At 47.7% G+C, this 13,293-nt stretch carries 7 protein-coding genes; 4 read left to right on the forward strand and 3 right to left on the reverse strand.

Annotated features, from left to right (window positions below; translation table 11 throughout):
• Position 1: 1 nt before the first annotated feature.
• The gene (locus BLS44_RS24320; RefSeq protein WP_176954540.1) at positions 2-1,804 is read right to left on the reverse strand and encodes an ABC transporter ATP-binding protein; all 1,803 of its coding nucleotides are present in this window, start codon (positions 1,802-1,804) and stop codon (positions 2-4) included.
• Positions 1,805-1,964: 160 nt separating this feature from the next.
• The gene (locus tag BLS44_RS24325; RefSeq protein WP_090393342.1) at positions 1,965-3,140 is read right to left on the reverse strand and encodes an acetyl-CoA C-acyltransferase; all 1,176 of its coding nucleotides are present in this window, start codon (positions 3,138-3,140) and stop codon (positions 1,965-1,967) included.
• 193 nt (positions 3,141-3,333) lie between these two features.
• Between BLS44_RS24325 and BLS44_RS24330 the strand changes: the two genes are divergently transcribed.
• Genes BLS44_RS24330 through BLS44_RS24345 form a run of 4 tightly spaced genes read left to right on the forward strand, consistent with a single transcriptional unit; the run spans position 3,334 to position 9,967 of the window.
• Complete coding sequence (locus BLS44_RS24330) at positions 3,334-4,083, forward strand: DeoR/GlpR family DNA-binding transcription regulator (RefSeq protein ID WP_090393387.1); 750 nt, start codon at positions 3,334-3,336, stop codon at positions 4,081-4,083.
• Between the two features lie 23 nt (positions 4,084-4,106).
• The gene (locus tag BLS44_RS24335; RefSeq protein WP_090393344.1) at positions 4,107-7,205 is read left to right on the forward strand and encodes a SusC/RagA family TonB-linked outer membrane protein; all 3,099 of its coding nucleotides are present in this window, start codon (positions 4,107-4,109) and stop codon (positions 7,203-7,205) included.
• Positions 7,206-7,215: 10 nt separating this feature from the next.
• Positions 7,216-9,087 (forward strand): SusD/RagB family nutrient-binding outer membrane lipoprotein, encoded by a 1,872-nt coding sequence (locus BLS44_RS24340; protein ID WP_090393345.1) that lies wholly within the window; start codon positions 7,216-7,218, stop codon positions 9,085-9,087.
• Between the two features lie 37 nt (positions 9,088-9,124).
• On the forward strand, positions 9,125-9,967 hold the full coding sequence (locus tag BLS44_RS24345) for a hypothetical protein (protein ID WP_090393347.1): 843 nt from the start codon (positions 9,125-9,127) through the stop codon (positions 9,965-9,967).
• 244 nt (positions 9,968-10,211) lie between these two features.
• Here BLS44_RS24345 and BLS44_RS24350 read toward each other — a convergent pair whose 3' ends face one another.
• Positions 10,212-13,052, reverse strand: coding sequence for a DEAD/DEAH box helicase (locus BLS44_RS24350; protein WP_090393349.1), 2,841 nt, complete (start codon positions 13,050-13,052; stop codon positions 10,212-10,214).
• Positions 13,053-13,293 lie beyond the last annotated feature (241 nt).

Genomic DNA, 13,293 nt, shown 5'->3' on the forward strand with positions numbered 1-13,293 from the left:
ACTAATGATAAGACTGTGCTATGCGGGCAATATTAAGGCTGCGCGCAGAGGCATTGAATATTTCGCGATAGGTTCCGTTAAGGGCAACGAGCTGCTCGTGGGTGCCGCTTTCTACTACGTGTCCCTGTTTTAATACATAGATCGTGTCGGCATCAACGATCTGGGAAATAGAGTGGGAAATGATCACTACTGTTCTGTTTTGTTTGATCGCGTCCAGGCTGTTCTTGATCTGTTCGGTAGCAATGGCATCCAGGCTTGCGGTGGGCTCATCCAAAAAGATTACAGGCGGGTCTTTCAGAAACAGCCGGGCAATGGCAATGCGCTGTTGCTGGCCGCCGCTCAGCGACTGGGCATCACTTGCGTATTGCTGCGGCAGCTCCATGATCTGGTCGTGCAGGCTGGCTTTTTTTGCGGCGGCGATGATCGCCTCCTTTGTGGCGTCCATTTTTCCATAGCGGATATTGTCTTCAATGGACCCCTTGAAGATATGATTCTTTTGTAACACCAGCCCGATCTCGCTTCTCAGTACCTGGTTGTTATAGGCATTCAGATCGATCCCGTCCAGGACAATGTTGCCGTTGTCGGGAACATAGAACTTATTGAGCAGGTTGAGAATGGTACTTTTTCCTGCCCCGCTCAGTCCCACCAGCGCTGTGGTCTTTCCGCCCTCAATTTTCAATGAAACGTTGTGCAGGGCTTTGGTACCATTGGGATAGGTAAAGTTTACCTGCCGCATTTCAAAGTTGCCCTTTACCACTTCTTCTTTATAAGAACCGGATTGTTCGGTGGCTTCCTCCGCATCCAGTATCTGGAAATAAGCCTCGGCATAAATGAATGCATCGTTTACCTCATCATAAATACGGTGCAGCTGGCGGATGGGGGCCGATACGTTATTGAAGAGCATAATATGCAGCATAATGGCACCGATGCTGATCTGGTGACCCAGTACCAGGTAGGTAGTAAGGATAATAATGAGTACCACGCCGATCTGCTCAATAAAAGACTTGATGCCGTCATAACGGAAATTGGTTTTGCGGGTATAAAGCTGGTCCTGTGTGAGCTGGTCCTGTATCTCGAGCTGTTTTTTTTCTTCATAGGTTTCCCGCACAAAGCTCTTGATCACGGTGATGGACTCAATAAGGTTCAGCAGCCCATTGTTCTTGTTTTCCCTTCCCCGCCGCAGTTGCCGGCGTACGCCCTGCAGCTTTTGCGCCTGCCGGCTGCTTACATAAAAGTATGCGGGCAGGATCACCGTGGCTACCAGTCCTACTTTTACATTGGCCAGGTACATGATCACCAGGGCGAGGATGGCATTGGAAAACAGGGGAAGGATATCAATAAAGAAGTTTTGTACCAGCCGGGTCAGGCTTTCCACACCGCGGTCGATCCTTGTCTGCAGGCGGCCGGACTGGTTTTCCGGGGCGGCATAAAAGGACATGCCATAGCCGAGGATCTTTTTGATGGCTGCTTCTGAAAGCAGGTTGCTGACATTGATCCGGATCTTTTCGCCATAAAATTTCTGTCCGAACTGGATGAAAATATTTACGATTTCTTTGGTGAAAAGGATGATGGAAATATAGAGCAGGAGCCGCAGCCCTTCCTGCATCGGATCGGGTTTTTGCAGCAGCAGGTCTACATGATCAACGGTATACTTCAGGATAAGCGGGTTTACCTGTGCCGCAAGTGACCCGATGAGGGTAAGTGCCAGTGTACCAAAGATCATGGTACGGTAGGGCCTTACAAAGGGCCAGAGCTGTTTTACAATATTGGCGAGATTGAGCGTTTTTGTAAAGGGTTTGGACATAGAATAGTAAATAGGCAATAGTGAATTGTGAATGGGATGAACCCTGTGCCACAGTTGAACGGAGCGTCGCAAGATCGCCGCCACCTGTGCTGCTGCTGGTTCAAAAAAAAACCGGTTTACCGTTATGCACGGCGAACCGGACTTTTAGACGATAAAAAAATTAAAAACGTTCGATGATACCGGCAATTCCCTGTCCGCCACCCACACAGGCAGTAACCATACCGTATTTTTTGTTCAGGCGTTTCAGGTCTCCAAGTACCTGGATGGTGAGTTTACAGCCGGTGCAGCCCAGGGGATGTCCCAGCGCAATAGCACCTCCGTTGATGTTAACGATATCAGGATTCAAACCCGTTTCCCGGATCACGGCCAGGGATTGTGCGCCAAAGGCCTCGTTTAATTCGATCAGGTCAATATCGCCCAGGGAAAGGCCTGCGCGGCCCAATGCTTTTGGGATGGCTGCTACCGGCCCGATGCCCATAATGCGCGGATGTACCCCGGCCACAGCGCTGGCTACCAGCCTGCCGATGGGCTGCAACTGCAGTTCCTGCATCATTTTTTCACCCATCACGATTACAAAGGCGGCCCCGTCGCTGGTTTGCGAAGAATTGCCGGCGGTAACTACCCCATTGGCGGCAAAAACCGGCTTTAATTTCTGTAAGGCTTCCATGGAAGTATCTGCGCGGGGGCCTTCGTCCGTATCAACCACAAATTTCTTTACCTGCCGTTTCCCCCGGGTATCTACAAATACTTCTTCTACTTCTATGGGGAGGATACCCTCTTTAAAATACCCGTTCTGTATGGCGTGAATGGCTTTTTGGTGGGAGTGATAGCTGAAGGCATCTGCATCTTCCCGGGAGATGTTGAACTCTTTGGAAACGGCTTCGGCGGTTAAACCCATATTAAGGTAATAGTCCGGGTCATCGCTGGCAATGGAGTAGGAGGGAACGGTTTTCCATCCGGATGCGGGTACCATGCTCATGCTTTCAGTACCACCGGCAATAATGCAATCGGCCTGGCCGGTGCGGATCTTGGCAGTGGCCATAGCAATGGTTTCCAGGCCGGAGGCGCAGTACCGGTTGATGGTGGCACCGGGCACTTCAATACCCAGGGCCCGGGCCGAGATAATGCGTCCTACCTGCAGCCCCTGTTCAGCCTCCGGTACGGCATTACCTACCAGGACATCATCCACCCGGGCGGGCTCCAGCTGTGGAACCGAGGCCATTAATCCTTTGATTACGGTAATGGCCAGGTCATCGGGACGGTAAAAGCGGAACCCGCCTCTTTTGGCTTTACCTACTGCGGTCCTGTAACCGGCAACGATATATGCTTCCTGCATAGTGCGTGATTTTATCGTGTTGAAAATGGTTGTTTATGCAACTTTCTTCATCAAATATAATTATTTTTTCTGAACAGTAACCTTGCTGTTATGCACAGTTATGTGCAGGGATGTCCTGTTTTTTGCTTTTTTTTTTGAGATTTTGCGACTTTTTGCTGTTTTCTTATTTATCTTTAGGAATAAATTAACGGTTGTGTTAAAGAAAGAACGACAAGCATATATTTTACACCGGCTGGATCTGCACAATAAGGTATTAAGTGCCAAGCTTTGTGTGGATATGAATGTATCTGAGGATACCGTTCGGAGGGACCTGCAGGAGCTTGCGGAGGCCGGCCGGCTGATCAAAGTACATGGCGGGGCGTTATCGCTGGCGTTTAATGAGGTACATTTTAGCAGCAGCCCGGTATACTCGCAAACCCAGAAAGCGGTGATTGCGCAAAAAGTGATCGGGCTGATCAGGGAAAATATGTATGTGCTCACGAGCGGGGGAACTACGATCATTGAGATGGCCAAGCGGCTGCCTCCCCAATTGCGGGCCACTTTTATTACCGGAAGCATCCCGGCGGTGAATGCCTACATCGCGCACCCCAATATCAATGTAGTGGTAGTGGGCGATAAAGTGAACAAGGAGTCCAAGATCACGGTTGGGGCCAGTGCTATTGCAAAGATCCGGGAAGTAAATGCCGATCTGTGTATCCTGGGTACCAATGCCATCGACCTGCGCCGGGGGATCACAGACAGCGACTGGGAGGTGGTGGAACTAAAAAAAGCGATGATAGCGACCTCTGCGAAGACTGTATGTTTGACCATCGCAGAAAAACTGAACTCTTTTGAGGCGCTGCAGGTATGCGAACTGAAACAGATCGACTACCTGGTTACGGAGCTGGATCCAACGGATCGATTACTGCTGCCCTATATAGAGGCAGGGGTAACTGTTTTGTAATTATTAATATTAAATATGAGAAAATGAGAAAACCAACTCAATTAGTTCTCTTGTGGGCGGTTTTATTGGCTTTGCTGCCATTGTGGACCAATGCGCAAAACAAAACGATAACGGGTTTTGTATATGATGAAGGGCATAACCCTTTACAAGGCGTTACCGTTACTATTGATGGAACTGCAAAAGCGACCAGTACTGCAAAGGATGGATCCTTTACCATAGCCGGTGAAGGGGCTTTTACACTGATTTTTACCCATGTCGGGTATACAACGCAAACAGCCCGCGCGGAAGGTAAAACCCAACTTGAAGTGATCCTGCTGGCGGATAAAGGATCACTGGATGAGGTAGTGGTTACAACCGAATTCGGGATGAAGCGTATCGGCCGGGCGGTCGGATCTTCGGTTCAGGTAATAGATGGCAAAACTATTGCGGAATCGGGCAGGGATAATTTCATTTCTGCTTTACAGGGCCGCGTGCCGGGATTGAATGTAACGTCAACCAGCGGATTACCCGGCGCGTCTACAACAGTAGTGCTCCGCAATCTCACTTCTATCTCCGGTAATAATCAGCCTTTATATGTAGTGGATGGTATCCCTATGAATAATTCTACGTTTGATCCGCTTAAAATGGGACAAACCACCGAACTTTTGTCGGTTCGGAATATGGACTATTCTTCCAGGGGCAATGATTTTAATCCTGAGGATATTGAATCAATCAGTGTATTAAAGGGCGCTGCGGCGGCTGCATTATATGGTTCTGATGCATCAAATGGCGCCATCATCATTACCACAAAAAAGGGACGTGCCGGTAAAGGCCGTGTAACCTATGATAATGCATTTCGCTGGGACCATGCTTACGGATATCCTGATATGCAAACAAAATATGCAGAGGGCGCCTACGGGACCACCAATTATTATTATACCTCCCGTTATGGCGGTCTGTATCCCAGCGGCACGCAATTGTATGATAATGTTGCCGCGATCCTGCAAACCGGTTTCTCGCAAAGACACAGTGTATCTGTTGAAGCGGGATCCGAAAAGGCAACGTTGCGGGGGAGTTTTTCTTACCTGGACGGGCAGGGGGTTGTTAAAAATACCGATTATGGCAGGATGAACCTTAGTCTGGCCGGTAAAGCAGATATTACCAGCTGGCTGAAGTTTGAAAGCTCTATGCAGTATGCGCATTCAACCAACGATAAAGCACTGCTGGGTACGGACGGCCCGCTGGCAAGAGCCATGCTTTGGCCTATTGTGGATAATATGGCCAACTATCTCACACCAGATGGTACGCATATGCGTTTACCAGACTACTATACAGACCTGGATATGCTGAACCCTCTTTTTGCGATGAACAGAAATAAAAATTTCGATAAATCGGATCGTTTTATCACCAACGTGGCGTTTACAGCTGTTCCTGTTAAGAATACGTTTTTGAGGGCCCAGGTAGGATGGGATGTGGGTATGCAAACCTATGTATCATCCAGGCACCCGTATTATTCGACCAACAATGCGGGAACAGGTACCTACAGCCTGGTGCATTCTAATTTTTCTGATCCCACATTGAATGTATTGGCAGGGTATAATAATAAGTTTTTTAATGATAAGTTTTCTTTCTCTGGCCAGGTAGGTTATCACCAGCTTGAGAATGGTGTTACCATGCAATCCACGATCGGGTCAAAGTTTATCATTCCCGATTTTCAATCAATCAACAATACGGATCCGGCAACGGTCACTTCTTCACAAAGCAATACCAAGCGAAGGATACAGGCGTTTTCCGGCCAGTTTGAGTTCGGGTATAACAACATGGCCTTTATTACAGCCAGGGGGCGCAATGACTGGTCCTCTACATTACCACTGGATAATAACCGGTATTTTTACCCGGCAATAGAAGGCTCGTTGATCCTGTCTGAACTGCGTTTTCTAAAAGGCAATAAGATCGTTAATTTCATAAAACTCAGGGGATCCATTGCCCGTGTAGGTAAAGATGCACCACCCTTGTCCATAGATCCCCAATTACAGCCTACCTATATGACCGGCGGCGGGTTTAAATATGGCTTTACCGGGCCTAATCCAAAGTTAAAACCGGAGATGACCACAGCACGGGAGATCGGGTTTGATACCCGCCTGTTCGATAACCGGGTAAATACTTATTTTTCCTATTTTACCACTCAGAATGCAGATCAGATTGTAAAAGGATTCCGTTTGAGTTATGCCACTGGTTTTGTGCTGAACACGATGAACGTGGGATCTTTTAAAACATGGGGCTGGGAAGCGCATGTTGACGGGGATGTGATCCGGAATAAAGCAGGGCTTACATGGAATGTAGGCATTAATGCATCACATGGCGGCTCAAAAGTCGTTTATCTTCCTGATAATGTAAGTGAGTATTATAATCCGTATACCTGGAGCTCTGGTAATATCCGGAATGGGATTATGGTTGGCAACCCTATTACTACGGTAACTGGTCGTGCTTATATGCGTAATAACAAGGGGCAGGTACTCATCGATCCAACCACGGGTATACCCGTAACCAGTGATATATGGAGCGTTATTGGAGATCGCGAGCCCAAGCTTCGGTTTGGCTTGGTAAGCAGTCTGACTTATAAAGGCTTCCGGTTGTCTGGTTTGTTTGCCGGCAGGTATAAGGCCACCGTTATTAATGGAACCAAGCGTATTATGATGACAAATGGTACAAGTTGGGAATCGGTGGATTTGCGTGAAAGAGGCCCCGTGGTATTCGATGGTGTTCTGAAAAATGGAAAAGAAAACTCAGATAACCCCACCGTTAATAATATTGCTGTTGACTATCACTTGTATGGAAGCGGCATATTTGCGGGAGGAGATGAAAACTGGCTGGAGAAAAATGTGAACTACTTGCGCCTGCAGGAGTTGCGGATGTCTTATTCGCTGCCGCAGCGATTATTGGCGGGCAGCAAGTTTATCTCCAATATTGATGTTTACATGGTTGGGAATGATTTGTTCACTTTTACCAATTATTCAGGCATTGATGCCGTGGGTAATAATGTTTCGGCAGCAGCCGGAGGCACGGGAGGAGAGGGGATTGATGTATGGTCGTTACCCAATCCGCGCGCAATTACTGTGGGGCTTAGTATTTCACTCCGTTAAAAATTAAATTATGAAAAAGACGATATTGTTTTTTATAGTGGTGGTTGCTTTTTCTTTAACCGGATGCAAAAAGTACCTGGATGTAAATAAGAATATAGACGCACCGGATCACGTGGATGGATACCTGTACCTTGCGGGTATACAGCAGCAATATGAAGGCATTTACTGGGACACGAGGGCCATTGGTGCATTAACCCAAATGATGGGTACCAATAGCTCCACATATAGCACCTACGCGCTGAATTCGTATATACCGGGCAATGATGCAGCCGGGGAGACCTGGCGTATGGTATATTGGAACCAGGGAATGAACCTGGAGAACCTGATCAATCAGTCGTTAGCGGCAGAAGACTGGACGCTGGCAGGAATTGGATATGCAATTAAGGCCTTTTCCTGGGACCTGATGGCAAAAGTGAATGTGGATGCTCCAATGAAGGAAGCCTTTGTTCCTGGGGTGTTAACACACAATTATGACTACGAAAAAGACATCTATGCACAGGTACGGGCATGGGCTTATAAAGCCATTGAATTACTGGAAAAAACCGATGATCATATTTACGGAACTAAAATAACAGCAAACGATTACATCTTTGGCGGGGATAAAAGCAAATGGATCAAATTTGCTTATGCAGTTATCGTACGTAACCTTTCATCACTTTCTAATAAGACCGATTTTTCATCATCTTACGCACAGGAGCTGATTACTGCGGCCGGCAAGTCTTTTCAAAACCCGGATGATGACGCTACGCTAAAGATAGCGGGAGGATCACAGTCTGCTCCCTATTCAGATTACAATAATTTCTGGGGAACGGCCAATGCTAATCTTAGTTACACTTATTTTCAGCATGAATATGCGGTACAGTTATTTACCGGTACCGTTCCTGAATATGATGAGTCTACAGGAGAAAAAGTGCGCGGGGTGGAAGGGAATACCTATTACCCCTATAAGCTGGCTGCTGATCAGATTGTTACAGATACGCTTAAGAACAGCATGGGCCACTATGACCCCAGGGTGGCTGTTAAACTGGGAACAACAAGCAACCCCACTTTCCTCAATCAGGATAACGCAGATAGCGTAAAGGCTTACAGATATTATGGAGGAACATTTACCAGTACTGCAGGGCCCATCGGAACAGCACCTTCCTACTATGGAAGGAACGCCGCTTCCTTATATAGCGGTACCGTTCATGATGGAATTGGCCGGTGGATTTACCGTGATGATGCGCCCTATATTTTAACAACGTATGCCGAAATTCAGTTTTGCCTGGCAGAAGCTTACTGGAAATTAGGAAAAAAGGCAGAAGCTTTTGCTGCGTTTAAAGAGGGGGTGAAAGCGGATATGGTAACCACCGGGAGATATATTTATCCAGGTAAGGCGGGGAGCGCTACGGGCGGAGATAAGATTAGTAAAAGTTTGTTTGCCTCTCTTGCAGACCAATATGTTTCAGGTCCGTTTGTCAATGGCCTGGCCAATTTTACGCTGTCTCATATTATGATCCAGAAATGGATTGCACTTTACCCCTGGGGTGCTCCGGAAGCGTGGGTCGATTTGCGCAAATACAATTATGATATAAAGTACAGCGGCGATTATCCCAAGAGTGGAAATGGCTGGACTGCTACAATGGTTGATCAAAAATGGGATTCTGATCCGCAGAAAGTGTATAAAGGATTCTATTTAATGCCGGCACAGGTTCAGGGAAGAAAGGGAAGTTATGACATTAAAAACCAGGGTGCGCCTTGTTACCGCCTTCGTCCGCGTTATAACTCGGAGTATATGTGGAATAAAGGTTCCCTGAGCGCACTAAAACCAATACCCGGTACTGCAGATAATTATCAGACTTCTATTCCCTGGTTCGCTTATCCGGGAGAACTGCCCAATTGATCTACTTACCTAATTGTTTAGTATTAATATTCAGTGTATGAAAAATTTAATAAGACTGTTGTCGTTTATAATGGTTGTGGCGTTAGCTCCGGCATGTGAAAAGCATGTGGTGGAGTACAATGCTCAGCCCGTTGCAGAAAATATGGCCGAATTTCAACTCCACTACTTTGTTCCGGTAACCACAGGTGCGGCAAATAATATTTATAAGGTAGAGGTGAACGGGAAAGTTTTTGCCGATTCAACGAACACATTGTCTACCTATAATGCCATTCCAAGTGGTGGTGTGGGCCGTTTTTTTACAGCGAATCCGGGCGCAACCGGGCTCAAGCTGTATAAAGGCGGTAATGTGTTGGTGTATGACCAAAACTGTAATTTAAAAAGCGGTAAACAAAATGTATTTGTTTATGACTTTAACAAACCGCCTATTGTTTTTGACAACGGCTTCCCATATCCTCTTAACATAACCCAGAATACGGATAGCACTTCCTGGGTGAAGTTTTACAATTTTTTATATGAAAAGGCGGATGTAACAACAGATTTGAAACTTCAGTATCAATACCGGGTTATTACCGGAACGGATACTGCATGGATCAATGTAGGTAAACCAGTCGCTTTTGGAGAAGCTACGGGTTGGGAGCCGGTTAAAGTTATCAAAAGTATCTTTAACTCCTCGGGCTATGCTACCATTTACTACCGGTTGAGGGTTATCGGCAGCAACGGTTCCGACCAGGGAAGTTTGAAAGTTCGCAATTCATCCGGGAGTATGGTAGACTATTCAGACTTCTGGACCACTTACATAGGGCGGGCCTGCCATCATGTATTTGCGGGTATGCGGGCGGCTACTCCTATTTCCTCTGTAAGATTGTTTTATGCCCGGTAATTAAAAATATTGTCCGGTGAACAGCAAACACGTTCACCGGCGCTCGTATTAAGAAGAAGCCGTTGCACAACCAGGCAACGGCTTCTTCTTATATCATCAATAGTATAAATGCGACAGGTTACAGCGGTTGCACGGGTTGTTGAAACGATTTTAATATCCGGCAATGAGTGCCCCTCAGATCAGACCATATGTGCCGGGCAAAGCTGCGGAACCCTGAAGGCTTAAATAGATTGCAGCCTTTTTCCTATCCGAATAACCACTCCACATCTTCCTGCTCCAGGTTTTTAATAAACCCTTCGCCGGTAGCAATGAGGTCTGCAGAAAGTTTCTTTTTGCGTTCCTGTAACTGCAGGATCTTTTCTTCGATGGAGTCTTTACAGATCATCTTGTATGCAAAAACATTTTTGGTTTGACCGATGCGGTGCGTGCGGTCAATAGCCTGTTGCTGCACGGCCTCGTTCCACCAGGGGTCAAACAGGAATACATAGTCCGCGGCAGTAAGCGTCAGCCCGGCATTTCCGGCTTTTAAGCTGATCAGGAAAAGATTTACGTTGTTATCTTTGTTTTGGAAGTCTTCCACCATCTTTGCCCGTTTTGCTGGAGGTGTTTGTCCGTCAAAATGGTAATGTGCTATTTGTTTTTGCCCGCAGGTGGCGGCCATCATATCCAGCATCCGCGTGAACTGGGAAAAAACCAGCACTTTATGTTCCGGCAGCAATTGTTCCAGTTCGGCAAACAGCATATCCAGTTTTACGGATGCGGAAGATTGCGGTTCGGCTTCTTCGACCAGCAGGGGCGTATTGCAAACCTGCCGTAGTTTTAGAATGCCATCCAGTACGTTCAGCCTGGCCCGGGCCAGGCCGTTTTCCCGGATACCGGCTAAAACATTGCTTCGGATCTGGTCCTTTAAATTTTCATAGGCCAGCCGCTGGTCATCACCCATTTCGCACCACAATACCATTTCTGTTTTTTCCGGCAGGTCTGCGGCCACCTGCTCTTTGGTTCTTCTGAGTACAAACGGGGCAATTAATTTTTGCAGCGCCTGCTGTTTAGTTTCGTCAGCAAAGCGGTCGATAGGGTCTGCATATTCCCGTTTAAAAAATTCCCTGCTGCCAAAAACACCCGGCAATACCGTATTGAGCTGGGCATAAAGATCAAATGTATTATTAACAACCGGTGTGCCGCTTAATGCAAAGCAATGGTCTGCGTTGATCTTTCCTACGGCCTGGGTGATCCGGGCTGCGGGGTTTTTGATGTTATGGCTTTCGTCAATAAAAGCGGTTTTATACGCAATAGCTGTCAGGAGCTCTTCATCGGATCGCAGTGTTCCATAGCTGGTAATGAATACCTGTATGGAAGCGTCGCTCACAGCAGAGGGATCCCGTTGTGCGCCATGATATACCCTTACAGACAGCCCTGGTGCAAATTTTTTCAGTTCCTGCTCCCAGTTATAGATCAGTGAAGCAGGACATACCACCAGGCTTTGTGCGCCGGGGAACTGTTCCTGAACCCTGGTTAGAAAGGAAACGGCCTGGAGGGTCTTCCCTAATCCCATATCGTCGGCCAGGCAGCCGCCGGCACCGGCGTCAGCCATCAGGCACATCCATTCGTATCCCTGTTGCTGATAGGGTCTTAAAATGGCGTTGACCGTTTTTGGTATGGGATAAACAGGTTTATGTTGTTGCCAGTCGCGCCAGCGCTGCCACCAGTTCTTTTGTTCTGTTTGAGTGTCCTGTCCGTCGCCCGCCTGCAATGATAGTTGCAGCCACCTCGATACCTTCAATTGCTGTTGATGTACTTTTCCGTGTTTGAGCACTGTTGCGTATTGCTGCATCCAGTCGGCACTTAGCAGGCCCAGCGTTCCGTCTTTTAACAGCACAGCGGTTTGCCCTGCCCAAAGTGTTTTTTGCAGTTCGGTTACAGATACCTTTTCGTTGCCAAAATGCACCGTGAACCTGTAGGTATAGCATTGCGTATCCTCTTCAACCAGCTCCATTACTGTTTCCGGTAAGAAGGTGGAGAACCGGAAGTGCTGCAGCATGTCCATCCCGGTGATCTCAATATCGGATACCAGCAGTTTATGATATACTTTTTGAAACCATTGCCGTTTTTGTGCTTCAGCAAAGGGGAGGTAATAATAGCCGTTGCGCTGTTCCGGAAAGCGGGCATGAAAGGATTCCAGCAGGGTTGTCAGCGCTGACTCTTTCTCCAGGTCCCGTTCAATAACAACCGGTGTTCCGTGCGGGTGTATCGTTGTCTGTGCTTCCCAGGCGCCTTCAATAACATAGCCATCATAAGTCCATTGGGGGGTCAGCATCAGGAAGGTATTGCTGAGCTCGCTGAGCAGTACACGGGGTACCGGAGCCGTACGGATGGCCCGGTTTTCCTCGGGTATATCCCGTTTTACCGTATATTTTCCTTCCAGCCGGGAAAGCAGCGTGTCGAGTTGTTCCCGTGTATACGGGGCCATTGCACTTTCTCCCTCCAGCCAGTCGAGGGTCTGGTGATCCGTCAGCGACAGCAGGAAATATTCCTGTTCTTTTCTCAGGAAGAAGTAGTGGCGTTCAAGATCTTTTACGGCGTGGTCGGTGCCGTTGAGCTCCACCGCGGACTCAATATGGTACCGGCCACCGGTTTCGGTAACAGTGAACTTCAGAAAAGGCCGGTGGCTGCTGAGGGTGCAGGGGGCTGTTACCCAGCGGTCATGGGCGCCCTTGCTGCTGTAGTACCACTTCAGCTTGTCGAATTGCGGTTTTAGCTGGCGGAAAAGATCGTAATGATATTTTACCAGCTCCCGTTCCATGAATTCGCGGTAAGGAACAGTGCCTCCCTGTACTTCGAAGTAGTGTCTTATTGCCGGAAGGGTCCGGGCCATACCACCCTCGCCAAAGGCTTGCAGCACTTTTACCTGATCGGCCGGTAAGAGGGGCCTGAACAGGCTATTGATGGATTTATTGGAGAGCCCGATGGTTTCAAAAACAGGAGGCTTGCTGCTTTTATCAATGGACAGTATTTGTAAGAGTCCCTGTTTTTCCCCGGCTTTCCGGGCGGAGATCAGTATTGCGGTAATCTGCTGTTTTGCCATGTTGGGTTGCTTTGAAAAAATAGCGCCGCGCAAGATAGGCAGAATATTTTTTACCAGCTCAGAAGCTTTGTTGACGATGGGTGAAGGTGGTCGAACGGTTAAAGCCGGGCTGCTATGTCCCTGTTGAATGCCCCGTGTTCCCTTTCCACGGTTCCTCTATTTCCCTGTTCCCACATCTTCAGATTTTCTGCATGCTCCCGCTCAATTGCCTGATTGGCTTGTTTTTGCAATATTGATTGTG

Origin of the sequence: Niabella drilacis, from assembly GCF_900101395.1 — a bacterium.
GTDB classification, from domain to species: domain Bacteria; phylum Bacteroidota; class Bacteroidia; order Chitinophagales; family Chitinophagaceae; genus Niabella; species Niabella drilacis.

Bases quoted from the DNA above. Each gene is read 5' to 3' on its own strand.
- BLS44_RS24350 (WP_090393349.1), bottom strand. From the start codon at position 13,052: ATGGCAAAACAGCAGATTACCGCAATACTGATCTCCGCCCGGAAAGCC.
- BLS44_RS24335 (WP_090393344.1), top strand. From the start codon at position 4,107: ATGAGAAAACCAACTCAATTAGTTCTCTTGTGGGCGGTTTTATTGGCT.
- BLS44_RS24340 (WP_090393345.1), top strand. From the start codon at position 7,216: ATGAAAAAGACGATATTGTTTTTTATAGTGGTGGTTGCTTTTTCTTTA.
- BLS44_RS24325 (WP_090393342.1), bottom strand. From the start codon at position 3,140: ATGCAGGAAGCATATATCGTTGCCGGTTACAGGACCGCAGTAGGTAAA.
- BLS44_RS24320 (WP_176954540.1), bottom strand. From the start codon at position 1,804: ATGTCCAAACCCTTTACAAAAACGCTCAATCTCGCCAATATTGTAAAA.
- BLS44_RS24345 (WP_090393347.1), top strand. From the start codon at position 9,125: ATGAAAAATTTAATAAGACTGTTGTCGTTTATAATGGTTGTGGCGTTA.